Source organism: Streptomyces sp. M92, from assembly GCF_028473745.1.
Classification (GTDB): Bacteria; Actinomycetota; Actinomycetes; order Streptomycetales; family Streptomycetaceae; genus Streptomyces.
In genome coordinates this window covers 6,563,610-6,589,945 of record NZ_CP101137.1, presented here as the reverse complement: position 1 = coordinate 6,589,945, position 26,336 = coordinate 6,563,610, and the positions used below count along the sequence as shown (strand labels likewise).

Sequence of the window (26,336 nt, the reverse complement as noted above, 5' to 3'; positions counted from 1 at the left end):
TTGCAGGGGACTGTAGAAGCCGTTCATGTTCCTGACAAGACTGTGCGCACCGGCATCGTCGAAGAATTTTCGAAGCGGCAGGTGGGAGCGGTGCGGCCGGGAACGCCCCGGGAGCGCTCCCGGGGCCGTCGGTGAACGGGGCGGCGAGCGTCAGGCGGAGGCCCGCAGGACCAGCTCCGTACGGAGGATGACATGCCGCCAGGCGACGGGGGAGTCCTCCATCTCCTCCAGCAGCAGCCGCACCATGGTCCGGCCGATCTCCTCCAGCGGCTGCCGGACCGTCGTCAGGGGCGGCTCCGTGGGACGGGCGGGATGGAAGTCGTCGAAGCCGATCACCGCCACGTCCTGCGGCACCCGCCTGCCCGCCGCGCGCAGCGCGCCCAGCGCCCCCGCGGCCAGGGTGTCCGAGGCGGCGAAGACCGCGTCGAGGCCGGGATGCCGGGCCATCAGCTCGGTCGTCGCCCGGCGTCCGCTCTCCTCCGTGAAGTCGTCACCCTCGACGACCAACGAATCCCTGACCTCCCGCCCCGCCAGCTCCAGGGCCTCCCGGTAACCGCGCAGGCGGCACTGGGCGACGTACATGTCGAGCGGTCCGGTGACGGCCCCGATCGTGCCCCGGCCGCCGTTCAGCAGGTGGGTGACCGCGCAGCGCGCGCCGCCGGCGTTGTCCGCGTCGACGTATGTGACGCTCTCGTCGCCGGAGCGCCGCCCCAGCATCACCGTCGGCAGTCCCGCCTTGGCGAGCATGTCCGGCAGCGGGTCCTCGGCGCGCACGGACATCAGCAGTACGCCGTCCACCCGGCCGCCGCGCGCGTACTCGACGAAGCGCTGCCGCTCGGTGTCCGTGCGGACCAGGGTGAGCAGCAACTGCACCGGCGTGTCGGTGAGGGCGTCGCCGACGGCATGCACGATCTCGGTGAAGAACGGTTCCCCGAACAGCCGCCAGTCGGGCTCCGTCATGACCAGCGCGACGGCGTCCGCACGGTGCCCGGCCAGGGAACGGGCCGCCAGATTCGGGACGTACCCCAGTTCCGCGATGGCCCGCTGCACGGCGCGGCGCGTCGAGTCCCGCACGCCCGCGGCGTTGTTGACGACCCTCGAGACGGTGCCCCGCCCCACACCGGCGAGGGCGGCCACCTCCTCCAGTGTGGGCGTACCGGGACGCTGCCTGCCCATGCGCGCCTCCCCCCGACGAGATCGTTCGATACTACGGTCACTTTCCCGGCCCGGCCGACGGATCGGGGAGGAGGTGGCCGAGGACCGACTCACGGAACCGGCGTGTGCCGGGCCGGCGGCGCCCGGCCGTCAGTCGTCCAGCCGGACCGGCATGAGCAGCGTGAACGTCGTCTCGTCGGCCGCACGGCGGATCGCCACGGGAGCGGTGGGGGCACCGAATTCCAGCACCAGCCGGTCTCCGCCCGCGGCGGCGATCGCGTCCAGCAGGAATCCCCGGTCGACGGCGACGCGGCTCCCGTCGCCGTCCTTGTCCTCGCGGACGGTGACCGTGCCGTCGTCCGCGATCCCGAGCACACTGACGTCGCCGGACGTGTCACCCTGCTCGCGCGCCACGCCCGGGCGGACGGGACCGGACTCCAGCTCCTCGCGGAAGGCCGCCGTCCCGACGAGGGACCGCCGTCCGGCCGGCAGGTGGACGAGCCGGCGGTAGTCGGGGAAGTCCTGGGCGAGGCACTGCCCGGCCGCCTGACGGTCCCCGGCCTCCAGCGCCACCCGGTCACCGTCCACGGTGAGACCGACGGGCTCGTCCCCGTCCAGCAGCGCGCGCATCGCGTCGGCGAGCGGGACGGGCACGGTCACCTGCACGCGCGGCCCCGTGTGACCGACGGTGCCGATCCGGGCCACGGCCATCCGGTAGCGGTCGGTGGCCACGAGGTGAAGGGTGTCGCCCTCCACGTCGAACAGGACACCGCCGAGCATGGGCAGCCCGGGGTCGGAGCTCGCCGCGTAGCGGACCGCGTCCAGCGCGGCGGCCAGCTCGGGCGCGGACACGGACAGGCGGGCGGTGGTGGTGCGCGGAGCGGTGGTCATGGGGTTCTCCCTCTGGTCGAGCAGTGTCCGGATCGCGGAGAACTCGGTGCGGGCGGCGGCCAGCCCTCCTTCGAGTCGGCCGAGGTGCGCCTGGAGGAGCCCGCGCACCAGGTCGGTGTCGGAGCCGGACCAGCCGGCCAGTACCAGCCGGATGTCCGCCAAGGGCATGCCGGCCCGGCGCAGCCGCGCCAGCAGCCGCGCCTCGTCCAGCTGCTCCGGCGCGTACCAGCGGTAGCCGCTGACCGGGTCCACCCAGGCGGGGACCAGCACACCGGCACGGTCGTAGAACCGCAGGGCGCTCACGCCCAGGCCGCTGTCGCCGGCCATCTCCCCAATGCTGCGCATCTCGCTCTCCACGTCCGTGACTGTGGGCCCTTGACCAGGTCGAGGGTCAATCCCGTCCCCGAGAGCCCCGCGCCCGTCCCGGTCGTCTGCCATTCTGGCGCCGTGCAGAAGCCCACCCCCGTGACTCCCGACGCGCCCGAGCCGACAAGGACACCGCTGCTCACCCAGGAGTGGCTCGACCTGGCCTTCGTCCACTGGGCCGTCGAGCCGGCCGCCGTGGCGCACCTGATGCCGCGCGGCACCGTCCCCGACACGTACGACGGGCCGACGTACGTCGGACTCGTCGCCTTCCGGATGCACCGGGTCGGCTGGTTCCGGCTGCCCGGGGTGCCCTACCTCGGCTCGTTCCCGGAGACCAACGTGCGCCTGTACTCGGTAGACGCCCACGGCCGACGCGGGGTGGTCTTCCGGTCGATGGACGCCTCGCGGCTGGTCCCGGTGGCGATGGGGCGCCTCCTCTTCCGGCTGCCCTACGTGTGGTCCCGCATGAGCGTCCGCTCCGCCGGTGACACTCTGACCTACACGAGCTCCCGCCGATGGCCCGGCCCGCGCGGGGCGTACAGCCGCGTCGTCGTCCGCACCGGTGAGCACATCCGCGAGCCCACGGGGCTGGAGCACTTCCTCACGGCCCGCTGGGGCATGCACAACGCGTTCCCCGGCGGGGCGGCGTACCTGCCCAACCACCACCCCCGCTGGCCCCTGTACGGCGCCGAGCTCCTCACCTGCGACGAGAACCTGGTGGCGGCCGCCGGGGTCCCCACCCCCACCGCCGGGGTCCCCACCCCCACCGCCGCCCCCGTCAGCGTGCTGTACTCGCCGGGCGTGCGCGTCCGCCTCGGCCGGCCCGCGCGGCCCGCCGCCCTCCTGCCCCTCGGCCCTTGACCTCAACCGGACTCGAGGTAGCACGCTGGCCCGCATGAACACCGACACCGCACAGAGCACCGCCGCCGCGGCCGACATCGAGGCGATCCGGCAGGTCGTGGCCACCGTCCAACGCACCCAGCGGGCCAAGGACGCCGAAGGCTTCCTCGCCCTCTTCCACCCGGACGCGCTGTGGACGACCGCCCACGGCAAGGTCCTCCTCGGCTTCGACGCGATCGCCGACTTCACCCGCGCCGTGCTGCCGAACGCCACGTGGGACGGCGACGTCACCTACGAGGCCGTCCACGTGCAGTTCCTGCGGCCCGACGTGGCGGCGGTGAAGGTCCGGCAGGTCTACCACTCGGCCGAGGGCGACACGGAGGGCGCGCCACTGTACGTCATGACAAGGCAGGACGACGGGCGCTGGCTGCTGCACGCCGGCCAGAACACCGAGGTGCTGGCCGGCTGAGCGGATCAGCGCTTGAGATCCGTCTCCTCGACGCGTGTCTGCACCGTCCGGCCGCTCTCCCACGCGTTGGCACCGGGAGCCACCTCCGGCATCGGGATGTCCTCCCGGTTGCGCCGCTTGCGGGCCGTCGAGAGGCCGAGCCGCTCGTCCCGCGCCCGCACCATCTCGTCCGAGGCCTGCCCGTCCTCGGTGAATCCCATCATCAGCTGCGGGATGCCGTACGGGAAGTCGTCGCGGTCGTACTGCCACGTGTGGAAGGTCTTCCCGTAGGTGGTCACGAGGTCCTCGAAGTAGGCGTGCTCGGCCAGGTCGGGGATGCCGGGCGCGGTGAGGATGCCGGACTTCACCTCGTAGTGGTGGCTGTGCCACAGCCGCTTCTCGTTCTCGGGCAGACTGCGGAAGCGTTCCTCGCTGATGATGTACTCGATGCCGATCAGCCGGGCGTCGGGGGCGTTGCGGTCGAAGATCACGCACTGGTGCAGGTCGTGCTGGAGATGGATGCAGAAGTGCGTGGCCTCCACCTGCCTGCCCATGTCGTCGGCGTACATGTGGAAGCCGTTGAGGTAGGTGCTCATCGCGTCGATCGGGTACTTCGGCTGCATCGCGCCGGCCGCCAGGTCCAGCGCGCGGTGCTTGAGGGGGTGGCCCTTGCCGACCTTGCCGATCGTGGCCGCCTTGCGGCCGAGCAGGAGCCCGGCGGCGGCCGTCACGCCCGCCGCGGCACCGATGCCGAGGGCTGCGGCCTGTCCCCGGCCGACGCCGCCCGAACGGTGCGTTCCGTGTGTGAATGCCATGGCCGCCGGGTGCCCTGCGCCCGGTGGCCGTAACGGCCCGCCGGGACACGCCGGGCTCGCGCCGCTCACGTGCGTCGGACCCCCGGCTCGTTCCCCCGGTACGGGTGGCTGGGCGGGCTCGCACGCCGGGCGGAGGGTGCCCTCACGACGGTCGGCCACACTCCTTCGCGGGCCGAGGAAGGCGCCTGCCGGGCGTTCTCCCCCGTCAGGCGCCCTTGTCCGAGTCTCTCGAAGAAGCCCAGCTTCTTCGGTGAGTACGACACCAGGAGGTTCTTCGTCTGCTGGTGGTACAGCGCTTGCGCGCCCCTGACCAGTGGTGATGGCGCAAAAGGTAGCCTTCGTGGCTCAGTTGGTCCGCGTATGGTCCGGATCTTGCTGAAAGGGTGACGTCGGATGGGAGTCGCCGCATGTGCGGTACCACATGGCACAGGTTGTAGAAGCCGTCTATGGACGTCTACGCCAGTCCACGGCGGCCATAAGAGTGCAGGTCAGAGCTTCCTGGGTGGGTATGGGCCGCCCAGTTCGTGATCGCTGTGTGATAGGCGGGTGATCGGTGGGGCACCGCCGCGAGCCGCTCTGACGGACCACCGCACGAATCTCGCGGACGACGAAGCCGCGCCGGAACGCTACGGCGCGGCTTCGTCATGTAGTCGGCAGCGCTTGCAAGCACGGTGTGGTTGGCACCTCATGCGGTCCGCGTTCCGGTGAGGCTTCCGGGGTGCGCGTGCTTTGCAATTGCGCTCGACCAGGCGTGCATCAGGACGAGTCCCCGACGTCTCGCGAAAGGAGCGGGCATTCACGAGTGGTACCGCGGTTCCGTGGGCCGGTCGGAAGCGATCACAGGGACCATCGGCCTTCGTCGGTGGACCGGTAGCCACTGATCGGCGCGCTCACGCCGCAGCAGGATCAGTCATAGATCGACTCGCCTGCTGAAAACGGCCGACACCAGGAGTGCTGCCATGCCCTCGACCTCAAGAGAATCCGAGTCCCCGGGTGGGACAGGCACGGATCGCCGTCCCAGTGCGAAATCCTCGCTGGGCTTGCCGGCAGCCACCGCCCTGGTGATCGGCAGCATCATCGGGACCGGCGTCTTCGCGCTTCCGTCTGCACTCGCGCCGTACGGGCCGATCTCCCTCGTGGCTTTCGCGGCGGTCACGGTCGGCGCCCTGGCGCTGGCAATGACGTTCGGAGCGCTGTCCAAGCGCACCTCGTCCAGCGGCGGACCTTACGTGTACGCCCGGGAAGCGTTCGGGGAGTTCGCCGGGTTCCTCAACGCCTGGTCGTACTGAATCACCGCGTGGGCCGGCAACGCGGCGATCGTGGTGGCCTGGGTTGGGTACGTCGAAGTGTTCGTCAACACCAGCCACCAGGTGGGCGGTTCGGTGTTGATCGCCCTGGTGGGACTGTGGATCCCCGCAACCGTCAACCTCACCGGCGTGCGGAACACGGGCGTCTTTCAGGTGATCACGACCGTGGTGAAGTTCGTACTGCTGATCTTCATGGCCACCATTGGGCTGTTCGTCGACCCGGACAACTTCGGCCCCTTCAACGCCAGCGGACAGTCCACGCTGGGGGCGATCTCGGCGGCACCATCGAACCACCCACCACCGCACACCCTGACGCCGCAGACCGCACCTGGACCACCGTCTACGACAAGGCCGACCAGGCCGTCACCGAACACCTTCCGGGCGGCGTCAAACGACAGAGCACCTACGACGGCCTCGGCCGCCTCATCCACGAGACCGGCACCGGAGCCGAGGCGACCACCGCGGACCGCACCCTGGGCTACGACCTCGCCGGCCGGCTGACCTCCGTCGGCGTCGCAGGCCCCCTCAGCCACAACACCTACACCTACAACGACCGCGGACAGCTCCTCACCGCGGACGGCCCCTCCGGAACGGTCAGCTACACCTACGACGCCGACGGCAACATGACCGAACGCACGGACGCCAAGAACACCACCAGCTACGGCTACGGCCCCGCCGGGCGGCTCGAGTGGCTGTGGAATGAAATGACCGGCGCCGACATCTGGTACTCGTGGGACGCCGCAGGCCGACCCCTCATGGAGCAGTACGCCATCCAGCCCGAAGGCTCCACCGAGTGGACCGAGTCAGCCCGGCGCAGCTACGGCTACGACAGCCTCGGACGCCTCACCGACGACATCGTCACCACCCCCGACGAGCAGACCCAGATCACGGCCACCACCTACGCCTACGACCTGGACGACCAGCTCACCTGGAAGGACACAAGCGGCACCGCGGGAGCGGGAGAACACGTCTACGGCTACGACCAGGCCGGACGCATGCCCTACTGGACCCACGGCGACACCACCACCCACTACACGTGGGACGCCGCCGGAAACCGCACCAAAGCCGACACCGCCACGGCCACCTACGACGCACGCAACCGCCTGCTGACCGACGGCTCCTCCACCTACGCCTACACACCACGCGGCACCCTCAACACAGTCACCACGGGAACCACCGCACGGTCACTCACCTTCGACGCCTTCGAACGCAAGATCACCGACGGCACATCGACCTACACCTACGATTCCCTCGACCGCGTTGCCCAGCACGGAACCACCACCTTCCGTTACGACGGCGGCTCCAACAACCTCCTTGACGACGGCACCACCAACTACAGCCGCACCCCCGCCGGTGCCCTGCTGGCCAGCAGCAACGACACCACCACGCAGTGGTCGCTCACCGACCGGCACACCGACCTCGTCGCCGGCCTGTCCACCGACGGCCTCCAGGTCACCGGCTCCAGCGCCTACGGCCCCTTCGGCACCACCACCGCCACCGACGGCGACATGCCCGACCTTCGCTACCAGTCCGGCTGGACCGACCCCGCCAACGGCGACGTCAACATGGCAGCCCGCTGGTACCAGCCCGGCACCGGCTCCTTCGCCTCCCGCGACACCTGGCAACTCAACCCATCGCCCTCGGCACGGGCCAACCGCTACGGATACGGCATCGCGGCTCCGCTACTCCACATCGACCCCTCCGGTCACGACGTCATCGCTCCCGGCCGCACAAGAGTGCCCTACAGCGGCAGCTCCGGCGGCTGGTATACCTCCAGCGGTTGGGGGCAGCTCTGGAGCGCAGCCAGCTGGGGTTGGCGCTGGGGAAAGAAGCGCAGTGCCTGGGGCATGATTCTCAGCACCGCCCTCCAAGGGTGGTCGGACAGCTCTGTTACCTCTGCATGGCGTGGCATAACCAGACCCGACCCCAATGGCACCGGTAGAACCCCGAGAAGGCCCAGCCAGCCCGGATTCAAGTGGGCACTCGTATACACCGGCAACGGCAACAGGGGCGGCGCATCCCCAGTCGGATACCCCGGCTCATCCAGAGGCCAAGGCGGCGGCGGAGGCGGCTGCAGCCGCAACTGCACCGTCACACCTCCCCCGCCTCCCATCGACCAGAATCCCAACAATGGACGCAACCCGGAGCCAGCCCCCTCACGACCTATACCCAAGCCGGACTGGGACCCCAAGCGCGGTGGATGGGAACCCGGAGACGGCTGGCAGTTGGTCATCGGTGCTCTTGACATGCTCGACACCACAGACGGCGGGGAGCAGTACGCACCAGCTCAAGCACTCAAGGCATTGCCCGCGCCCGTCAACAAGCCCGGAGGGAAGAACGATGGCCGCGGCCGCAGTGACAACAAGTGTGATATTGGCCCTGGTGTGAGCCCGACTGGGCATGCGGTATACCTGCCTCGTGAGCGCTACTACGACAGCTTCGAGAAGAGATATGAGTGTCGGGCAACAGGGGTATACGGCCTATTGGATCTGAGTGATTACAACAAGGGGCGGAAGGCGCCTGGAACGAACACCAACAGTTCCACGAAGCCTCCTGAAATGAATGAGATCGAGGCCCAGGGGCATGCTTCCGCCAACGGCCATCTGATTCCCGCGGCAGCAAGTGGTTCTGGAATAGATCTGCGGAACCTGGTGGCGGAGTACAGGGAGACCAACACCCCGTACCTCAACCATGGCGTGGAGAAGGAGATCAGAAACGCCATCAAGTCGGGCAAGCACCTGGCCATATCTGTTGTCCCGCACTACGGCAACAGCAGCAGTGGTATCCCCACCCAAATCGAGTACAACTACGGAACTATTGAAACTGGCATGATGAAGCCCTGCGTGATCACTCAATCGCCGCAGGGCGGAACGACCCATGGCAGCGCCGACTGCCCGAAGAGGTGACATGAATGAAAGATGGCTATCTGGAACGTGTGTTGCAGATGCTCGGCGAGCCGTCATGGCGGTACCGGGATGCCGGAGCATGGACCATGCTGGAGGAAGATCTGGGCGTGAGCCTCCCGAAGGACTTCAAGGAGATCGTGGACGCCTACGCTCCTGTCCAGGTAAACGGTCATCTTTCTCTGAGCCATCCGGCGACCGAACGCTGGAACCTCGCTGAGCGTGTCCGCAGCACGTCCCATGCTTGGTCGCAAATTGAGTGGGATGAAGGCGAGCCTGAGGGCGACCCCCGCGTCTCGCTCGGTACTCCCGATCTCGCCTTCGGTACCCCAGACGGCCTGATTCCGATCTGTAGCACCGACCGGGGTGAAGAGGTCTTCTACGCGCCCCGGGGTGCTGTGGGGCAGGGATCCCTCTTCATCGAAAACGGCGAGGGTGAATTCTTCGAGTACTCATTCTCGTTTGCGGAGTGGCTCTTCCGCTGGTTGATCGGCGAGGAAGTGACTGGCCCCGGCGGCAGCGCCTTCTACCCAGGTCCTGTGGCCTTGAGGGATTTGCCCATGTCTCCGGAGGAGCGGCCCGAGACCCGGTACGGCCCACCGCGTGGGATGTAAGTGCGCGCTGCTGAAGGGAAGCGCAGCTGCCGGCAGAGCTGCCACCGGGGTGGGCGCCGGGTGTGCGGCTCTCGGCTACGGGGCCAACAAGTTGATCACTGAGCGTTGTCCAACCTCACGCTGATGCGTGGTGAAGGACGACTACTGCCTTCACGACGTTGGTGATGCGGTTGGTGCTGCAGCGGAGTTTCCGCAGGAGTCGCCAGCCCTTGAGGGTTGCTATGGCCTGCTCGCCAAGGCAACGGATCATGGCGTGGGTGGTGTTGTGGCGGCGCTTCCACTGCTTGAGGCGACGGCCGAAACGGGACCCGGACGTGCCCATCGGCTCCTTGGTACGCCTTGTCCGCCCAGCACCTGAGCCCCGCTGCGGCGAGGGCGTCGATGATCCCGTGCTGCCGGGCGGCGGTCAGATCGTGGGCCGAGCCGGGCAGAGCCGGCGAGGCCCAGAGCAGCCGTCCGAACGGATCGGTGAGAATCTGAACATTCATGCCGTGGCGTTTGTGTTTCCCGGAGTAGTACGGGGTGTCGGCGGCGATGCGGTCGATGGGCAGCAGGGTGCCGTCGAGGATGACGAACGCCTTGGTCCGTATGGTCTTCATCGCTTGGGTCAAGGTCGGGGCAAGGGTGGCCAGAACCTCGATGGCTTCACGTATGTAGCGGTAGACGGTGGCGATCCCGATGCCGAACCCCGCTGCGAGCTGGGCGTAGGTGTCACCGCACCGCAGGTGGGCCAGGGCGAGTAGGGCCTGACGTGCCACGGGAAGCCGCCGCCACCGCGTCCCGATGTTCCGGCGCCTGGCCCTCAGTTCTCTGGCCAAGAACCGCAAGGTGCTGGTGGACAAGTCGATAGAGGATGGATAGACAATCACGCGAAGCTCCTGGCGAACACGGGTGATCTTGGTCGAGAATCCATCTACCAGGAGCTTCGTCGTTGCGCACGACAGTCCGAGACGTTTAGCGCTGCCAGCGCTAAAGAGGCTCACAGACAGGGGCGTCTTGCGGCGGAAGCAGCGTGCTAGCCGGGCGTCCCGTCGCGCTGGCTTCGTCGGGCGAGGTTTCGAGCCTGCCCTTCGTGGATGTCGCTTGCCCACTCCCAGCCGGGTTTGGGCGATACGACCCGCGGGTCGCTGGACACCCGGGCGTCACGTAGGTCCTCCACGTACGCGCGATCCAGTTTGATCCTGGCGCGTACCTCCTCATCCCTGGCGAGGGAGCCATGTCCGGGGATGACGACATCGACGTCGTCCGCTACGCCCTCGAGCAGCTCCAGCCCGACCAGGTAGTCCTCAATCGGCTCAACGGTGTCGTCGAGCATGGGAACGAAGACGTCGGAGAGCATGTCGCCGGCGATGAGAACTCGGCGTTCTTCGATCAACAGGGCCGCATGGCCCTGGGCATGCGCCGGATGCTCGATGATTCGCACCTTGGGGCCGTCCCAGGGAAGCTGCGCAGTTTCAGCAGGCAGACCAGTGATCAGGCCGTACAGGTCGAGCGGTGTGTCCTCGGCGATTTCCGGCGGCAACCCCTCAGCGACGCCGGCCTTCCAGTCCGCGTTCGACAACACATCCTGCATGAAGTCCGCGCAGCGGGCTGTGCCGTAACGAGGTGCTTCGCCGAGTTCGGCGTGCCAGAGCACGTGATCCCAATCAGGATGCGTCGAGAACCCTGCCACCACGGGCCGGCCCAGCTGTCGAAGGTCGTTTGCCAGGCAGGTCATTTCGGCACCGGTAATCCCGGCGTCTACGAGTAGCACGCCGTCCCTGCCCTGTACGACAACGGTGTTGTTCTCGAGCAACTCACTCTGGTGGATCAGCACGCCGTCGACGACTTGCTTCAGCATGGGTCCCTCCCCGTTTGATGTCCGCACCCTGCCAGAGGGTCTGGCGCACATCAACACAACCGGACGGGGCGCGTGATGGCGACTCTGCGGCGAGACCGTCCACGGAGGCTTCTTCAGGGGCCAGCCCGAGTCAGCTGAGGACCCGGAGATGGGGCTTCAGGTTGGAGGAGACTCAGTGCAAACCGGACGTCCGCCGCGCATACACCGGTCGGCACGTCCTCCTCGAACCCGACGGCCTGATCCCCGCACCCCTCGTCGACGCCGCGGCGTACGGCACAACGTGGCACCGAGCGCGTGAGGCGGCGCTGACTCTGGACGAGCTCGCCCTCGAACTCGCGCAGCGGCCGTACGACCTGCGCCACGCAGGTGTCTCCTTCTGGCTGGCCTCCGGGGTCGAGTGCGCGCGTCGGGCAGGGCAGAGCATTCAGGTGCTCTTCCGCTACTACGCCAAATTCCTCGCCGAGGCGCGTCATCGTGCGAACCGACTCATCGAGGACTCCATGCGGAGGTGGGACGAGCGCGGGGACGATGCTGCTGCGCGTTAGTCCGGGCTTGGCCCGGAAATGCCCCGGAACAGCTGGTCGGAGGTGGGAGACGGGTGGGACAAATCAGGGGTTAGGTTGAAATTCGCTTCGCGACTCAGACTGAGTGCGACAAGGGTGCCTCACGAGGCAAGTTGCCTGGTCAGGCACCCTTGTTGGGGTCTCTAGAAGAAGCCCAGCTTCTTCGGTGAGTACGACACCAGGAGGTTCTTCGTCTGCTGGTAGTGCTCCAGCATCATCTTGTGGTTCTCCCGGCCGATCCCCGACTGCTTGTAGCCGCCGAACGCGGCGTGCGCCGGGTAGGCGTGGTAGCAGTTGGTCCAGACGCGGCCCGCCTGGATCGCGCGGCCCGCGCGGTAGGCGGTGTTCATGTCGCGGGTCCACACCCCGGCGCCGAGACCGTACAGGGTGTCGTTGGCGGTCTTGATCGCGTCGTCGAAGTCGTCGAAGGACGTGACCGACACGACCGGGCCGAAGATCTCCTCCTGGAAGATCCGCATGCGGTTGTGGCCCTCGAAGACCGTCGGCTGGACGTAGTAGCCGCCCTTGAGCTCTCCTTCGTGCTCGACGCGTTCGCCGCCGGTGAGCACCTTGGCGCCCTCCTGCCGGCCGATGTCGAGGTAGGAGAGGATCTTCTCCAACTGGTCGTTGGAGGCCTGGGCGCCGATCATCGTGTCGGTGTCCAGCGGGTGGCCCGGCTTGATCAGCTCGGTGCGGGCGACGGCGGCCGCCATGAAGTCGGCGTAGTTGCCGCGCTGGACCAGCGCCCGGGACGGGCAGGTGCACACCTCGCCCTGGTTGAGGGCGAACATTGTGAAGCCCTCCAGCGCCTTGTCGCGGAAGTCGTCGTCCCGGTCCCAGACATCGTCGAAGAAGATGTTGGGCGACTTGCCGCCGAGCTCCAGGGTGACCGGCTTGATGTTCTCCGAGGCGTACTGCATGATCAGCCGCCCCGTGGTGGTCTCCCCGGTGAACGCCACCTTCGCCACCCGCGGGCTGGACGCCAGCGGTTTGCCCGCCTCCACGCCGAAGCCGTTGACGATGTTCAGGACGCCGGGCGGCAGCAGGTCCGCCACCAGGCTCAGCCAGTAGTGGATCGAGGCGGGAGTCTGCTCGGCGGGCTTCAGGACCACCGCGTTGCCGGCGGCGAGGGCGGGAGCGAGCTTCCAGGCCGCCATCAGGATCGGGAAGTTCCACGGGATGATCTGCGCGACGACCCCCAGCGGCTCGTGGAAGTGGTACGCCACGGTGTCCTCGTCGACCTCGCCGAGCGAGCCCTCCTGGGCGCGGATCGCGCCCGCGAAGTAGCGGAAGTGGTCGACGGCGAGCGGGATGTCGGCCGCGAGCGTCTCGCGCACCGGCTTCCCGTTCTCCCAGCTCTCGGCGACCGCCAGGCGTTCCAGGTTCGCCTCCATGCGGTCGGCGATCTTCAGCAGGACCTCGGAGCGCTCGGTCACCGACGTCCGGGCCCAGCCCGGGGCCGCCTCGTGCGCCGCGTCGAGCGCCCTCTCCACGTCCTCCGCCGTACCGCGCGCGACCTCCGTGAACGGCCGGCCGTTCACCGGCGACGGGTTCTCGAAGTACTGCCCGCGCGCCGGCGGCGCGTACTCGCCGCCGATGAAGTGGTCGTAGCGCGACTGGTAGGAGACGATCGCGCCCTCGGTGCCGGGCGCCGCGTAACGGGTCATCCTGTCTGCCTCCCTCGTCGAGTGCCGCCCGCCGTTGGACAGCTCTGCGCGCGAGGCTAGGCAGCGGGACGTTGCGGACAGGTTGCGTCCGCGGCGGCAGGCGCCCGCTACCGGGCCGCGCCCGGTCGGCCCATGGCCATCACGTCCTACGGGGCCGTCAGTTCGGACTCCAGCGCTGCGAGCCGGGACCGGGCCGCGGCCGTCGGCCGGACCGCGGCCAGGGCGCGCCAGACGTCGAGGTCGTCCTCGCCCCACGGGGAGTGCGCCCAGTCGGCCAGCAGGTCGGGATCGCCGCACGCGATCAGCGCGGCGCGCAGCCCGTCGGCGAGCCGGCGCCTGAGCCGCGCGACCGCCGGGGCCCGGGAGCCGGGCAGCAGCGGACCGGCGTACGCCGTCGCCGCCGCCGTCACGGCACCGGACCGCAGGCGGCGCTCGACCACCGTGGCGTCGGACTCGACAGGCGTCGTCAGCCGGTAGGGCCGGGACACCAGCCGGCCGGGGCCCAGGATGCCGCGCAGCCGGGCGAGTTCGGCACGCAACGTCACCGGCGGCACCGACTCGTCCTCGTACAACGCGCACAGCAGCTCGTCACCGGTGAGGCCCTCCGGGTGGTGGGCCAGCAGCACGACGATCTCGCTGTGCCGCCGGCTCAGCCGCACTCCGCGGCCGCCCGAGGTGAGCAGCGCCTCGTCGCGGCCCAACGCGGTCAGCTCGGCCCCCTCGGCAGCGGAGGGCTCCGGGGCGAGCAGCGCCAGCTGAGACTCGGCGGCACGCGCGACCGCCTGGACGAAGCCCAGACTGTGCGGGTGCGCCAGGCCGTTTCCGCCGGTGATGTCCACCGCGCCGAGCACCCGTCCGGTGCGGGGATCGTGCACCGGAGCCGCCGCGCACGTCCACGGCTGGACCCGGCGGATGAAGTGCTCGGCCGTGAACACCTGGACCGGCCGGCCGACGGCCACCGCCGTGCCCGGGGCGTTCGTCCCCACCGCCGACTCCGCCCAGCGGGCGCCGGGCACGAAGTTCATCCGGCCCGCCCGGCGCCGGGTCGCCGGGTGCCCCTCGACCCACAGCAGTCTGCCGTGCGCGTCGCAGACCGCGAGCAAGTGCTCGCCGTCGGCGGCGAAGGTCCCGAGGAGCTCCCGGATCAGCGGCATCACCCGCGCCAGTGGATGCTCGGCCCGGTAGGCGCCCAGGTCGTCCTCCATGAGCTCCACGCTCGCGGTACCGTCCGGGCCGACACCGGCCCGGACCGAGCGTCGCCAGGACTCCGCCACCACGGGGCGCACGGGCCGCGGCACCGTACCCGCCTCGGTGAAGGCCTCGTGCGCCCGCCGCAGGGTCCGGGCGCGTTCGACAGGGTCGGCCCCCGGTTCCAGAGCCAGCCACGCATCAGTCAACTCGGCCTCCCCGGAAGGTGTCGCGACGGGGCCATCGTCACTCCGTGGACGGGAGCGGACAACCACTTCGACCGGTCCGATCACCCGAATGTAGCCCTCCGCTGAGGCTTTCCGCCGGGAACCGGCTCTGTCAGGCGAAGTTGACCAGTCTGATGTAGCGGGTCCAGTCCCACAGCGGCCCCGGGTCCGTGTGGTCGCTGCCCGGTACCTCGTGGTGCGCGATGATGTGCTCGCGGTCCTTGGGGATGCCGTAGGTGGTGCAGATCGCCGCGGTGAGCCGGGCCGACTGCTCGTACATGGCGTCGGTGAAGTACTCCGGCCGGTCCACCCACCCCTCGTGCTCGATGCCGATGCTGCGGGTGTTGTAGTCCCAGTTCCCCGCGTGCCAGGCGATGTCGGCCTCGCGGACGCACTGCGCCACGTGCCCGTCCGAGGAGCGGACGACGTAGTGCGCCGAGACCTGCCTGTCCGGGTTGCGGAAGATGGCGAGGGTGTCGGCGTACGTCTCCTGCGTGACGTGGACGACGACGTGATCGACGGGGTAGGCGGAGGGACGGGTCGACCGGGTGTAGTTGGACGTGCTCGCCGGCTGCCACTCGACGGAGGGGTACTCGGCGGCACGGGGGTTCGGGTGAGGGTCGGACGCGGGTTGTGCGCCGGTGCCGGAGTGCGCCGCGGCACGGGTGCCGGAGAACAGGGCGAACGGGACGGTGGCGAGCGCGGCGCCCTGCAGCAGGCGCCGCCTGGTCGGTACTGGGGCGGCTGTCCTTTCCCTTTCCATGGACTGACCTTTCGTCGTGGGGGCCTCGGCCCGGTGAGGGGGGGAGGGGGGGGGCGGCGCGACGGCCGCCGAGTGGGGCGAGGTGATCGGTGACGCGGACGTGGTCCGCCGTTCGTCGCGCCGGGTGCGTCCGCGTGAATCACCGTACGGGCAGCGGGGATTGCGCAGAAGAGCGCCGCGCCGTTCCGTGGACAGCCGCCGCCTTGTGGACATTGCGCTCACTCGAACGAGTGAGGAAAGGGTGGGAGGCGGAGGTCGCGGTGTTTCGCGCCGCGAGGGAACGGTGTGCTGCCCGGCTCGGGCTCAGGCCCGTTCCGCCACCACCGCCGGATCGTCCAGGACGCCCCGCACCACCGAGTGGGCGGCGCCCAGCAACGGCCCCCGGGAGCCGAGTTCCGACACGGAGACCGGGCACACCGGGCCCGCCGTGCGCCGGGCCAGCTCGTCGTTGAGTGACGGCAGCAGCCAGGGGGCGAGCCCGGCCAGCGCTCCGCCCAGCACCACACCCTCGGGGTCCAGCAGGTTGACCGCCCCGGTCAGCGCGATGCCGAGTGCCGTGCCCGCCTCGCGCAGGGCACGCCGTACGGCCTCGTCCCCCTCGGCCGCACGTTCCGCGAGCATGCCCACCCGGTCCTCGCCCGGCTCCAGACCGGCCGCGCGCAGGACCGCCTTCTGGCCGGCGTACTGCTCCAGGCATCCCCGTCCGCCGCAGGCGCACTCCGGCCCGTCGGGCCGGACGGGCACGTGGCCCAGCTCGCCCGCGAAGCCGCGGGTGCCGCGCAGCAGGCGCCCGTCGACGACGACGGCGGCACCGATGCCGATCTCGGCCGAGACGTGCAGGAAGTCCCGCGGGGTGCCGTCGCCGAGCCAGAGTTCGGCGAGCGCGCCGAAGTTGGCCTCGTTGCCGACGGTCAGCGGCAGGTGTTCCGGCAGCAGCGGGCCCAGGTCCGTGTCGTGCCAGTCCAGGTTCGGGGCGTGCACGACGGTACGGGCGTCGCGCGCCACGAGTCCCGGCACGGCCAGTGCGAGCCCGGCCGGCCACAGTCCCTCGGCCTCGGTCTCGGAGACGACCTGCCGCACCAGGCCGTTGAGCTGTTCGAGCACCGGCTCCGGGGAGCGGCCCCGGTTGCTGCCGTGGCGCACCACCCGCGCCCGCACGCTGCCGCGCAGGTCGACCGCGCAGACCGCGAGGTGGTCCACACCGACCTCCGCACCGATGCCGGCCGGCCCCGTTTCGCTGACGGCGAGCGCCGACCCGGGCCGCCCCACGCGGCCGGGACGCTCAGGGCCCAGTTCCTCCAGGAGTCCCGTGCGGATGAGCTCGTCGACCAGGGTCGACACCGCCGCACGCGTCAGCTTGATCCGGGAGGCCACGGCGGCCCGCGACAGCGGGCCCTCCGCGCTGACGGTGTGCATCACACGGGCGAGGTTGCGCCGGCGCATGCCCTGCTGGGTGTCCGGCAGGGCCCGCCCGGGACGGGCCGGGTGGCTGTGGGCTTCGTGCGGCGGTGCGGTCATGCCTCCGTCAGTCCTTGGTCGGTCTCTCCGTAGTCCGTTCGGTCACGCCTTCGGTGCCGTCGCCGTGCGCTGCCGACGGCACCCGGCCGGGGCGGCCCGCGACGGTCGTCGGGCGACGCCCGCGCCGCCTGGACAGTCGCGTCCTCAGCCGGAGCCCACTCCCCGCTCCAGCAGGGGTGCCGCGTCGGAGAGTACCCCGGAGATCCTGGTCAGCGCCGCCTCGTCCCGTTCCACGGCGTCCAGCACCGGCCCGGCGGCCGTGTTCCAACGGCGGGCGACGGCCGCCGCGTCCTCGCCGGTCAGCAGGCCGGCCGCCTGTGCGGCGGCGCCGAGTGCCACCAGCTCCCTGGCTTCGGGGATCTGCACGGGCCGTCCCGACAGCCGCCGTACGGTCTGCTGCCAGGCGGTCCCGCGCGCGCCGCCGCCGATCAGCAGCAGCGGCGCGTTCGGGTCCGCGTCGGCGTCCAGGACCAGACCGAGCGCACCGAGGAGCGAGTGGACGGCACCGTCGTAGGCGGCCTGGAGCAGCTGGCCGGCGGTGGTGTCGTGACGCAGCCCGTGCAGAAGACCGGAGGAGTGCGGCAGGTTCGGTGTGCGCTCACCGTCCAGGTAGGGCAGGAGCGTGACGTCGGTGCCGGGCTCGACGGCCTCCCGGTCCAGGCTCAGCAGGGCCGCGACGCGGTCGACGGCGAGCGTGCAGTTGAGGGTGCAGGCCAGCGGCAGCCAGTCGCCGCGCGCGTCGGCGAATCCGGCCACGGTGCCGGTGGGATCGGCGGAGCGGTGCCGCGACACGGCGTAGACGGTGCCCGAGGTGCCCAGGCTCATCACCGGGACGCCCGGGCGCAGTCCGAGGCCCAGCGCGGCGGCCGCGTTGTCGCCGGTGCCGGCGGCGACCAGGGTGCCCTTGGAGAAGGGCAGGCCGTGGCCGTCGCGCACGGTTCCGGCCACCTCGCCGGGACGGACCGGGCGGGGCAGCAGCGCCGGGTCGAGGCCCACGTGTGCGAGGACCTCCTCGTCGTAGGCCTCCGTGCCGGAAGCCCACCAGCCGGTGCCGGACGCGTCGCCGCGGTCGGTGGTGCCCTCGCCGGTGAGCCGTTCGGTGAGGTAGTCGTGGGGGAGCCGTACCGCCTTCGCCGCACGGGCCGCATCCGGTTCGTGCTCGGCCAGCCAGGCCCACTTGGTGACCGTGAACGAGGCGCTGGGCACGCTGCCCGTGCGCTCCGCCCAGCTCTCGGGGCCGCCCAGCTCCTCGATCAGGCGGCGGGCCTGCGGGGCCGAGCGCACGTCGTTCCACAGCAGGGCCGGGCGCACCGGCTCGCCCCGGGCGTCCAGTGTGACGAGCCCGTGCTGCTGACCGCCGACGGACACCGCGGCGGCCTCCCGCGCGGCGTCACCGCACTGGTGCAGGGCCTCGCGGAGAGCGTCCCACCACTGACGCGGGTCGCTCTCGCGGCCGGCCCCTGAGGACACCGTGTGGGGTGCCTGGCCGCTCGCGACGACCTGGCCGGTGGCCGCGTCGACGACCAGTGCCTTGGTGGACTGGGTGGACGTGTCCACGCCGACGACGAGCGGTCCCTCGGCTGCTGACATCGGGTTTCTCCCTCTTCCGCGGCTCTCTGCGGGATCTGACTGGACTGCCTGGACTGGCTGACTGCCTCGACCACTCCTTCGGGGACGCCTTGTCCCTTCCCAGGAGCGTGTGTGCATACTAATTTGTAAAGCGCCATGACGAAATAGTCGGCAGCGAGTGAGGAGCCGCGGAATGAACTACCAGCCCACTCCCGAGGACAGGTTCACGTTCGGCTTGTGGACGGTCGGCTGGCAGGGCCGGGATCCCTTCGGCGATGCCACCCGGCGTGCGCTGGACCCGGCGGAGTCGGTGCGCCGCCTGGCCGAGCTGGGCGCGTACGGGGTCACCTTCCACGACGACGACCTGATCCCGTTCGGATCGAGCGACACCGAGCGCGAGGAGCACGTCAAGCGGTTCCGGCAGGCGCTGGACGCGACCGGCATGAAGGTGCCGATGGCGACGACGAACCTGTTCACGCACCCGGTGTTCAAGGACGGCGCGTTCACGGCGAACGACCGGGAGGTGCGCCGGTACGCGCTGCGCAAGACGATCCGCAACATCGACCTCGCGGTGGAACTGGGCGCGAGCGTGTACGTCGCCTGGGGCGGCCGTGAGGGCGCGGAGTCCGGCGCGGCCAAGGACGTGCGGGACGCCCTGGACCGGATGAAGGAGGCCTTCGACCTGCTGGGCGAGTACGTCACCGAACAGGGCTACGACCTGAGGTTCGCGATCGAGCCGAAGCCGAACGAGCCCCGCGGCGACATCCTGCTCCCGACGGTGGGACACGCTCTGGCCTTCATCGAGCGGCTGGAACGCCCGGAGCTGTACGGCGTGAACCCCGAGGTCGGCCACGAGCAGATGGCGGGACTGAACTTCCCGCACGGGATCGCGCAGGCGCTGTGGGCGGGCAAGCTGTTCCACATCGACCTCAACGGCCAGTCGGGCATCAAGTACGACCAGGACCTGCGCTTCGGCGCGGGCGACCTGCGGGCCGCGTTCTGGCTCGTCGACCTGCTGGAGAGGGCCGGTTACGCGGGTCCGCGGCACTTCGACTTCAAGCCCCCGCGGACCGAGGACCTCGACGGTGTGTGGGCGTCGGCGGCCGGCTGCATGCGCAACTACCTGATCCTCAAGGACCGGGCGGCGGCCTTCCGCGCGGACCCGCAGGTGCAGGAGGCCCTCGCGGCGGCCCGGCTGGACGAGCTGGCCCGTCCGACCGCCGAGGACGGCCTCGCCGCCCTGCTGGCCGACCCGAGCGCCTACGACACCTTCGACGTGGACGCGGCCGCCGCGCGCGGTATGGCCTTCGAGCACCTGGACCAGCTCGCCATGGACCACCTCCTCGGCGCCCGCTGACGCGTCTGTCCAGGCACCTGCCCAGCGGGGGAGTCACCCCTGCGCGAAGGTTCCGGCCCCACCGTCCGGTCGACGGACGGGGGGCCGGAACCTGTCGGCACGTCAGGTGCCGGCGGGGAGTCAGCCGTTGGCGGCGGCAGTGACACGGGCCGGCATCGGTTGTTCGCGGCAGCGTCCTCATGGGCGCCCGCTCCGGTTGTTCGCGGCAGCGCCCTCATGGGCGCCCGCTCCGGCTGTTCGCGGCAGCAGCGTCAGGGGCGCCCGCCCGCACCGGTTCTCAGGGTTCGTCCCCGACCGCCGGTGCCGCCGACGCCAGGGCCGTCGCCGGGTCGTGGGCCGCGCCGCCCGCGGGGACCCAGCGGCCGCGCTCCTTGCGGTACGGCCACCAGCGGCCCTCGCGGTCCAGGCGTAGCTGGTGCGGCGCGCCGACGACGGTCCAGCGGTTGCCCCGCGCCCGCAACGCGGGCCGCTCGTCCTCGTCCCAGGCCGACTCGAGTGCCGCACGCGCGCGTGCGAGCGTGTCGCCCTCCACCGTCCACTCCTGCTCCAGCACGTACAGCGCCGCCCCGCCCCCGAGCCGCCACGCGCGGACGGCGGCATCCAAGGACTCCGGTGTGCGGCCCGAGCCCTCGCCGAGGCGGCGCGACACATCCGGTGCCGGGTCGCCCGCGGCCAGGCGCACGGCGTCCTCGGAGACGTCGGGTTCCGTGCCCACGGCCTGCCGTTCGTGCCCGCCGCGCAGGGCTGCGGCGAGCAGGCGGTGTGCCTCCGCCGCGGCCCGGGAGGCCAGGAAACCCAGGGCGGCAGGGTCGACGCCGGGCGGTGGCGCGGTCCCGGTGTCCAGCGACGGCGGTACACCCGGGGCGTCCGGGACAGCGGGCGGAGCGGGCAGCGGAGGCAGCACGTGCCCCGTCGCGTACGCCTCGGCCGCGTCCACGCCGTCCGGAGGGCGGGCGCCGTCCTCCGCGGGCGCTCCACCGTGCGACTGGAGGGCGTCGAGTACGGCGCTCTCCGCGCGGCCGCGCATCAGCAGCAGCACGAAGGGGTCCTGGTCCAGAAGCCTGGCGACCTGGTAACACAGCGCCGCCGTGTGCCCGCAGTGGTCCCAGGCGCCGCAGTCGCACTCCGGCTCCAGGTCGCCCATGCCCGGCAGGAGGTCGATGCCGGCCGTCGCGGCGTCCTCCACGAGGTGCGGCGGCATGTCGCGGTCCAGCAACGCCGCCACATGCCCGGACCGCTCGATCGCCAGGTCGACGAAACGGTCCCACTGGGTGTCGGACAGCTCCTCCAGCAGGACGTCCGCCCGGTGGGCCGTACGGTCCCGGTCCTGGACGACGGCGGTGATGCGCCCCGGTCGCACCGACACCGCCCCGACCGCTCCCGCGCGCGCGAGCCGGCGGCCCGTCTTCACCTGCGCCGTGTCCATCGCCGCGTCCTCCAGCGACTTCAGCCAGGCCCGCCCCCACCAGGTCCGCGCGAAACCACGGCCCTGCGCGGGCGGCAGCGCGGCGAACGTCCGCTCGGTGTCCTCGTCGTACCGGTTCATCCCGTGCCCCCTCGCAGCTCGACCAGGTCGGCCAGTTCCGCGTCCGTCAGCTCCGTGAGCGCCGCCTCGCCCGCTCCCAGCACCGCGTCGGCCAGTTCCCGCTTGCGGTGCAGCAGGGCCGCGATGCGGTCCTCGACGGTCCCCTCGGCGACCAGCCGGTGCACCTGCACCGGGCGGGTCTGGCCGATGCGGTAGGCACGGTCGGTGGCCTGCGCCTCCACTGCCGGATTCCACCAGCGGTCGTAGTGCACGACGTGCTCCGCGCGCGTGAGGTTCAGTCCGGTGCCCGCCGCCTTGAGGGACAGCAGGAACACCGGCACCTCGCCGTCCTGGAACCTGCGCACCATCGACTCCCGGGCCGTGACGGACGTACCGCCGTGCAGGAACAGCGAGGCCACGCCTCGGGCGGCCAGGTGCTGTTCGAGGAGCCGGGCCATCTGCACGTACTGCGTGAAGACCAGCACACTCGCCCCCTCGGCGAGGATCGTGCCGAGCAGTTCGTCCAGCAGCTCCAGCTTCCCCGACCGGCCCGTGATCCTCGGCCGTTCCTCCTTCAGGAACTGCGCCGGGTGGTTGCAGATCTGCTTGAGTCCCGTCAGGAGCTTCACGATCATGCCGCGGCGCGCCATGCTGTCCGCCCCGGCGATCTCCGCGAGCGCCTCGCGCACCACCGCTTCGTAGAGACCGGCCTGTTCCGTGGTCAGGGACACGGGGTGGTCGGTCTCGGTCTTCGGCGGCAGCTCCGGGGCGATCCCCGGGTCCGACTTGCGGCGCCGCAGCAGGAACGGCCGCACGAGCCGCGCCAGCCGCTCCGCCGCCGCCGGGTCCTGGCCGCCCTCGACGGCCTGCGCGTAGTGCCTTCGGAAGGTGCCGAGCCGGCCCAGCAGTCCCGGGGTGGCCCAGTCGAGGACGGCCCACAGCTCCGAGAGGTTGTTCTCCACCGGAGTGCCGGTGAGCGCCACGCGCGCGCGTGCGCCGATGGAACGCAGCTGCCGCGCGGTCTCCGAGTACGGGTTCTTCACGTGCTGGGCCTCGTCCGCCACGACCAGGCCCCACGGCACGGCCGAGAGCCGTCCGGTGTCCAGGCGCATGGTGCCGTAGGTGGTGAGCACGAACTCGCCGTCGGTCAAAACCTCCAGGTCGCGTTTCGTGCCGTGGAAGCGGCGGACGGGCGTGCCGGGCGCGAACCGCTCGATCTCCCGCTGCCAGTTGCCCATGAGGGACGTCGGGCAGACCACCAGAGTGGGTCCGGCGGCCGACGCGTCGGTCTGCCGGTGCAGGTGGAGGGCGATCAGCGTGATGGTCTTGCCGAGCCCCATGTCGTCGGCGAGGCAGCAGCCCAGGCCCGACGACGTCATGCGCACCAGCCAGTCCAGCCCCCGGCGCTGGTAGTCGCGCAGCGTGGCGTGCAGGCCGGCGGGCTGCGCGACGGCGTCCTGCGCCGCAGGATCGGTCAGGCGCTCCCGCAGGGCCGCCAGCCATCCCGTGGCACGCACCTCGACACGGCTGCCGTCCACCTCCGTCGAGCCCGTCAGAGCGGCGGCGAGCGCGTCGACGGGCGTGACCTTGCGGTCCTGTCGTGTGCGGGCCCGCCGGGCTTCCTCGGGATCGACGAGCACCCACTGGTCACGCAGGCGCACCACAGGGCGGTTGGCCTCGGCGAGCACATCCAGCTCCGCGCGCGTGAGCCGCTCGTCGCCCAGGCTGAACGACCAGTTGAAGGCGAGCAGTGCGTCGGCCGACAGGAAGGACGGGCCGGCGTCCGACGAGGCCGTGCGCTGCGCCGGCCCGTCGTCGGCCGGACCGACCTCCGCGCGGGTGGTCAGGCCACGCGTCAGCTCGCGCGGCCAGTGCACGTCGACCCCCGCGCCGGCGAGCGCCCGGGAGCCCGGGCCGAGGAGTTCGGTGACGTCTTCGTCGGCGAGTTCCACGGAGTCCGGCACGGCGGCCGACAGCAACGGCGTCAGCGCGGACCAGGCCCGTGCCGCACGGCGCAGCGCGAGCAGGGCGTCCATCCGCGCGCGCGTGCCGAACGCCTCCGCCCCGGTGCCCGCCCACACCTCGGCGGCGTCCTTGACGAGCGCGGGATCGCTCACGCTGTGCACCTGGAGCACGGCCCGGAACGCCGGCCGGGTGTCCGGGGACACGGCGTCCGTGAGGCCGCGCACCTCGACACGCAGCGACAGCCGTACGCCCATGTCGTGGCCGGCGGCGACATCGGCGGTCCACGTGCGGAGCCCGGGTTCCCGCCGCGGTTCCCGCGCGGCGTACGCGGGTCCGGTCGTCACCAGCTCGGCGGCGGGGGAGCGGGGCAGTGTGTCGGCGACCGAGTCCAGGAAGTCGCGGACCAGCCGTTCCGGGTCGGGCAGCAGCAGGGGCTCCGCCCCGTCGACCGGGACGGCGTGCGCCTCGGGCGGCATGGCGGCGGCCAGGTGGCGCACCCGCTCGGTCTCCTCTGCGCCGAGCGGACCCGTGCGCCAGGCGTCGTGGTCGCCCGCGGACAGACCGGGCAGCAACAGCCCGCGCGCGACGAGATGCAGGGCCTCGAGCGCCACCGCGCCCCAGAACACGGTCGCCCGGTGGGCGTCGGCGCCGGAACGCGCGCGGGTGAGGACGGGCAGGGCCGCCCGCACCGGCAGCAGCAGGGCGGGAACCGTCGCCGGTCGTACTCCGTCGCCGTCGGGCAGGGCGACCGCCAGGTGCTCCACCGACCCCGACGAGAGGCCCACGGGGCTCTCGCCGTCGGTCCGCCAGAAGGCGACCCGCCCGGCGCGGGCGGGATCAGCGGGCAGGAAGACGGCACAGCAGTGGGCGAGTTCGGACACCTCGGAGGGGGTTGCCGGAAGAACGGTCTGCGCAGCGATGACGTATTCCTCAAATTTGACTAGCCAGGTATGCAATTGGCGATTATACATCATCATTCGCGGCAGACGGTGTCTTCAGGATGTCGATACTGTGTGTTTTAGGTCACTACTCAAGTGAGAAGGTGTTCTCCGGGCAGAGCCGCCGAAGTGTTCTCGGGGACGCGTCAGGGCTCGGTCTCAGGGACGTCTCAGGGGCGCGGTACGGAACCGCCGCGAGCGCGGGCCCGTTTTCACAACAGAGAGCGGCAGTGGCCGCGAAGGAGGCGACACCATGTCGAAGAACGCCAAGGTCGCAGCGGGGGGTGTTGCGGTCGGGCTCATCCTGCTGATCTGGCTGCCCTGGTGGGCCGCCCTGCTGATAGTCCTGGGAGTCCCGGCCGCCGCGTACCTCACCCTGGACCCCTCGCAGCGGCGCAGGCTGCGCCGCGTCACACGCAAGGAGATCGGACGCTGAGGCGCTAACGCCGCGTCGCGGCGGTCCCGCCCAAGACGCAGGAGTTGACCACGTCACCGCCCGCGGGCCTGCCGACCGTGTGGTCCGCGGGCGGTGCGGTGCCCTGCGCCGCCCAGGCGGTCAGCGCGTCGAACGCCGAGCGGAAGCACGGCAGGATCGGCCGCAGACGGTCGGGGTACGCGTCGTACAGCCCGTCGACATGTGTTCCGCCCGTGATCGTGTAGTAGCGGTGCAGCCCGCCCCGCCCGCTCGCGTCGACCATGCGCGTGTACACGTCCGAGTCGGCGGCCTTGGGCAACAGGGCGTCCAGATCACCGTGCAGGGTGATCAGCGGCTTGCCGATGTGTCCGGTCAGTGCCACCCGGGCCACCGCCCGGTGGACGGAGGCAGGGCGTCGTGCGTAGTCGTAGGCCGCGTCCGAGGGGCACGGCGCCAGGATCTCCTGCGGCGTCGACCCGGCGGTGGGGCCCGGACAGCGGGGATCGTAGGCCGGGTCGAACTCGGCGCGGTAGATCTTCTGAGTCAGACCCCAGTAGGCCTTCTCGTGGTACGGCCACAGGAACTCGGAGCCACGTGCGAAACCCGCCGCGTACAACTCCTCGTCCCGTGCCGCGCCGAATGCCCGGGCGACCGTGACCGGCAGGGATGTGAGCAGACTCGGGCCGTCCGCGGTCCACAGCGCGCCCTCCCAGTCCACGCCGCCGTCGTACAGCTCCGGGTGGTTCTCCAACTGCCACCGGGTGAGGTAGCCGCCGTTGGAGATACCTACGACGTAGGTGCGTCGCGGCGCGTGACCGTAGCGCTGGGAGGCCACCCGGCGGGCGGCCCGGGTCAGCTGCGTGGTCCGGGCGTTCCACTCCGCGACCGCGTCCCCGGGCCGGGCGCCGTCCCGGTAGAAGTCCGTTCCGCTGTTGCCCTTGTCGGTCGCGGCGTACGCGTACCCCTGGGCCAGGACCCCGTCGGAGATCGCCTTGTCCGTGGCGTACTGCTTGCGCGTGCCCGGCGCCCCCGTCACCACGAGACCGCCGTTCCAGCGGTCCGGCAGCCGGATCACGAACTGCGAGTCGTGCCGCCAGCCGTGCGTGGTGTTGAAGCGGGAGGGGTCCGGGAAGTACCCGTCGATCTGGAGACCGGCGACTTTGGACGGCGTTCTGGTGCCGCCGGCGGTCAGCCCGGCCTGGTCGGCCAAGTCGGTGTACCGGGTGCCCGCGAGGCCGGTGGTCGTCAGATCGTCGAGGCAGGCGGTGCGCTGCAGGGCAGCTCCCGGCACCCGCACGCGCTCCTGGCGGGCGCAGTGCCCGCCGCCGTCGGCCGCCGCGGCGGCGGGCGCCGGCCCGGTGAGCGAGACCGCCGTGAGAACGGCGGCGAGGAACGGAACACCACGGAGCCTGCGCATCGGGACCTCCAGGCACGACGGGGGAGTGGAGCTCGGAGCTGCCCC

Annotated in this window: 19 protein-coding genes and 2 pseudogenes; 8 read left to right on the top strand and 13 right to left on the bottom strand. The window is 71.0% G+C overall.

From position 1 onward, the window contains the following. Window positions 1–150: 150 nt before the first annotated feature. Both M6G08_RS30145 and M6G08_RS30140 read right to left on the bottom strand, forming a co-directional pair. On the bottom strand, window positions 151–1,176 hold the full coding sequence (locus M6G08_RS30145; RefSeq protein ID WP_272590271.1) for a LacI family DNA-binding transcriptional regulator: 1,026 nt from the start codon (window positions 1,174–1,176) through the stop codon (window positions 151–153). Between the two features lie 129 nt (window positions 1,177–1,305). Continuing rightward, window positions 1,306–2,391, bottom strand: coding sequence for a DNA polymerase III subunit beta family protein (locus M6G08_RS30140; protein WP_272590270.1), 1,086 nt, complete (start codon window positions 2,389–2,391; stop codon window positions 1,306–1,308). A 102-nt stretch (window positions 2,392–2,493) separates the two neighbouring features. On the opposite strand from M6G08_RS30140, the gene M6G08_RS30135 reads away from it, so the two are divergent. Together M6G08_RS30135 and M6G08_RS30130 are read left to right on the top strand one after the other, a co-directional pair. Then, entirely contained in the window at window positions 2,494–3,273 is a 780-nt protein-coding gene (locus tag M6G08_RS30135; protein ID WP_272590269.1) for a YqjF family protein, read from the top strand. 34 nt (window positions 3,274–3,307) lie between these two features. Continuing rightward, window positions 3,308–3,721 (top strand): SgcJ/EcaC family oxidoreductase, encoded by a 414-nt coding sequence (locus M6G08_RS30130; protein WP_272590268.1) that lies wholly within the window; start codon window positions 3,308–3,310, stop codon window positions 3,719–3,721. A 5-nt stretch (window positions 3,722–3,726) separates the two neighbouring features. On the opposite strand, the gene M6G08_RS30125 is transcribed toward M6G08_RS30130, so the two are convergent. Then, the gene (locus M6G08_RS30125; RefSeq protein ID WP_272590267.1) at window positions 3,727–4,515 is read right to left on the bottom strand and encodes an OBAP family protein; all 789 of its coding nucleotides are present in this window, start codon (window positions 4,513–4,515) and stop codon (window positions 3,727–3,729) included. Between the two features lie 1,061 nt (window positions 4,516–5,576). Between M6G08_RS30125 and M6G08_RS35935 the strand changes: the two are divergent. From M6G08_RS35935 to M6G08_RS30110, 3 genes and pseudogenes are all read left to right on the top strand, one after another. Beyond that, window positions 5,577–6,104 (top strand): annotated as a pseudogene (locus M6G08_RS35935) (amino acid permease); the annotation flags it as partial. Between the two features lie 2 nt (window positions 6,105–6,106). Further along, window positions 6,107–8,728 carry an RHS repeat-associated core domain-containing protein gene (locus M6G08_RS30115; protein ID WP_524540353.1) on the top strand — a complete coding sequence of 874 codons (2,622 nt, stop codon included), beginning with the start codon at window positions 6,107–6,109 and terminating at the stop codon, window positions 8,726–8,728. Window positions 8,729–8,733: 5 nt separating this feature from the next. Then, window positions 8,734–9,339 carry an SMI1/KNR4 family protein gene (locus tag M6G08_RS30110; protein ID WP_272590264.1) on the top strand — a complete coding sequence of 202 codons (606 nt, stop codon included), beginning with the start codon at window positions 8,734–8,736 and terminating at the stop codon, window positions 9,337–9,339. 115 nt (window positions 9,340–9,454) lie between these two features. Here the strand turns inward: M6G08_RS30110 and M6G08_RS30105 are convergent. Further along, window positions 9,455–10,208: pseudogene (locus tag M6G08_RS30105) on the bottom strand (transposase family protein). A gap of 146 nt (window positions 10,209–10,354) precedes the next feature. Further along, window positions 10,355–11,179, bottom strand: coding sequence for an MBL fold metallo-hydrolase (locus M6G08_RS30100; protein ID WP_272590263.1), 825 nt, complete (start codon window positions 11,177–11,179; stop codon window positions 10,355–10,357). A 161-nt stretch (window positions 11,180–11,340) separates the two neighbouring features. Here M6G08_RS30100 and M6G08_RS30095 point away from each other — a divergent pair, with 161 nt between their 5' ends. Beyond that, window positions 11,341–11,724 carry a hypothetical protein gene (locus M6G08_RS30095; protein WP_443048988.1) on the top strand — a complete coding sequence of 128 codons (384 nt, stop codon included), beginning with the start codon at window positions 11,341–11,343 and terminating at the stop codon, window positions 11,722–11,724. Between the two features lie 161 nt (window positions 11,725–11,885). Here M6G08_RS30095 and exaC read toward each other — a convergent pair whose 3' ends face one another. The 5 genes from exaC to xylB form a co-directional block, all read right to left on the bottom strand. Continuing rightward, a complete protein-coding gene (gene exaC / locus M6G08_RS30090; protein ID WP_272590262.1) occupies window positions 11,886–13,409 on the bottom strand; it encodes an acetaldehyde dehydrogenase ExaC in 1,524 nt (507 codons plus the stop codon). Window positions 13,410–13,555: 146 nt separating this feature from the next. Continuing rightward, window positions 13,556–14,806: a GAF domain-containing protein gene (locus tag M6G08_RS30085; protein WP_272590261.1), complete on the bottom strand. Its 1,251-nt coding sequence runs from the start codon at window positions 14,804–14,806 to the stop codon at window positions 13,556–13,558. A 130-nt stretch (window positions 14,807–14,936) separates the two neighbouring features. After that, complete coding sequence (locus tag M6G08_RS30080) at window positions 14,937–15,587, bottom strand: N-acetylmuramoyl-L-alanine amidase (RefSeq protein ID WP_272590260.1); 651 nt, start codon at window positions 15,585–15,587, stop codon at window positions 14,937–14,939. 303 nt (window positions 15,588–15,890) lie between these two features. Then, window positions 15,891–17,105: an ROK family transcriptional regulator gene (locus M6G08_RS30075; protein WP_272590259.1), complete on the bottom strand. Its 1,215-nt coding sequence runs from the start codon at window positions 17,103–17,105 to the stop codon at window positions 15,891–15,893. Window positions 17,106–17,249: 144 nt separating this feature from the next. Further along, the gene (gene xylB, locus M6G08_RS30070; protein WP_272590258.1) at window positions 17,250–18,695 is read right to left on the bottom strand and encodes a xylulokinase; all 1,446 of its coding nucleotides are present in this window, start codon (window positions 18,693–18,695) and stop codon (window positions 17,250–17,252) included. Between the two features lie 172 nt (window positions 18,696–18,867). Here xylB and xylA point away from each other — a divergent pair, with 172 nt between their 5' ends. Continuing rightward, entirely contained in the window at window positions 18,868–20,031 is a 1,164-nt protein-coding gene (xylA, locus tag M6G08_RS30065) for a xylose isomerase (protein WP_272590257.1), read from the top strand. A 277-nt stretch (window positions 20,032–20,308) separates the two neighbouring features. Here the strand turns inward: xylA and M6G08_RS30060 are convergent, their stop codons facing one another. Beyond that, a complete protein-coding gene (locus tag M6G08_RS30060) occupies window positions 20,309–21,577 on the bottom strand; it encodes an SWF or SNF family helicase (RefSeq protein ID WP_272590256.1) in 1,269 nt (422 codons plus the stop codon). Further along, a complete protein-coding gene (locus M6G08_RS30055) occupies window positions 21,574–24,492 on the bottom strand; it encodes an SCO1167/SCO6262 family helicase (protein ID WP_443049026.1) in 2,919 nt (972 codons plus the stop codon). The genes M6G08_RS30060 and M6G08_RS30055 overlap by 4 nt, the downstream gene beginning before the upstream one ends. A gap of 220 nt (window positions 24,493–24,712) precedes the next feature. Between M6G08_RS30055 and M6G08_RS30050 the strand changes: the two genes are divergently transcribed. Next, complete coding sequence (locus M6G08_RS30050) at window positions 24,713–24,895, top strand: tail-anchor membrane protein (RefSeq protein ID WP_073731279.1); 183 nt, start codon at window positions 24,713–24,715, stop codon at window positions 24,893–24,895. Window positions 24,896–24,899: 4 nt separating this feature from the next. Here M6G08_RS30050 and M6G08_RS30045 read toward each other — a convergent pair whose 3' ends face one another. Then, window positions 24,900–26,291: a tannase/feruloyl esterase family alpha/beta hydrolase gene (locus M6G08_RS30045; RefSeq protein ID WP_272590255.1), complete on the bottom strand. Its 1,392-nt coding sequence runs from the start codon at window positions 26,289–26,291 to the stop codon at window positions 24,900–24,902. Window positions 26,292–26,336: the final 45 nt, after the last annotated feature.

Excerpts from the sequence above, each read along its gene's own strand:
- M6G08_RS30055 (WP_443049026.1), bottom strand. The coding sequence starts at position 24,492 with ATGTATAATCGCCAATTGCATACCTGGCTAGTCAAATTTGAGGAATAC.
- M6G08_RS30140 (WP_272590270.1), bottom strand. The coding sequence starts at position 2,391 with ATGCGCAGCATTGGGGAGATGGCCGGCGACAGCGGCCTGGGCGTGAGC.
- xylB (WP_272590258.1), bottom strand. The coding sequence starts at position 18,695 with ATGTCAGCAGCCGAGGGACCGCTCGTCGTCGGCGTGGACACGTCCACC.
- M6G08_RS30075 (WP_272590259.1), bottom strand. The coding sequence starts at position 17,105 with ATGACCGCACCGCCGCACGAAGCCCACAGCCACCCGGCCCGTCCCGGG.
- M6G08_RS30145 (WP_272590271.1), bottom strand. The coding sequence starts at position 1,176 with ATGGGCAGGCAGCGTCCCGGTACGCCCACACTGGAGGAGGTGGCCGCC.
- exaC (WP_272590262.1), bottom strand. The coding sequence starts at position 13,409 with ATGACCCGTTACGCGGCGCCCGGCACCGAGGGCGCGATCGTCTCCTAC.
- M6G08_RS30100 (WP_272590263.1), bottom strand. The coding sequence starts at position 11,179 with ATGCTGAAGCAAGTCGTCGACGGCGTGCTGATCCACCAGAGTGAGTTG.
- M6G08_RS30130 (WP_272590268.1), top strand. The coding sequence starts at position 3,308 with ATGAACACCGACACCGCACAGAGCACCGCCGCCGCGGCCGACATCGAG.
- M6G08_RS30125 (WP_272590267.1), bottom strand. The coding sequence starts at position 4,515 with ATGGCATTCACACACGGAACGCACCGTTCGGGCGGCGTCGGCCGGGGA.
- M6G08_RS30080 (WP_272590260.1), bottom strand. The coding sequence starts at position 15,587 with ATGGAAAGGGAAAGGACAGCCGCCCCAGTACCGACCAGGCGGCGCCTG.
- xylA (WP_272590257.1), top strand. The coding sequence starts at position 18,868 with ATGAACTACCAGCCCACTCCCGAGGACAGGTTCACGTTCGGCTTGTGG.
- M6G08_RS30045 (WP_272590255.1), bottom strand. The coding sequence starts at position 26,291 with ATGCGCAGGCTCCGTGGTGTTCCGTTCCTCGCCGCCGTTCTCACGGCG.
- M6G08_RS30110 (WP_272590264.1), top strand. The coding sequence starts at position 8,734 with ATGAAAGATGGCTATCTGGAACGTGTGTTGCAGATGCTCGGCGAGCCG.
- M6G08_RS30050 (WP_073731279.1), top strand. The coding sequence starts at position 24,713 with ATGTCGAAGAACGCCAAGGTCGCAGCGGGGGGTGTTGCGGTCGGGCTC.
- M6G08_RS30060 (WP_272590256.1), bottom strand. The coding sequence starts at position 21,577 with ATGAACCGGTACGACGAGGACACCGAGCGGACGTTCGCCGCGCTGCCG.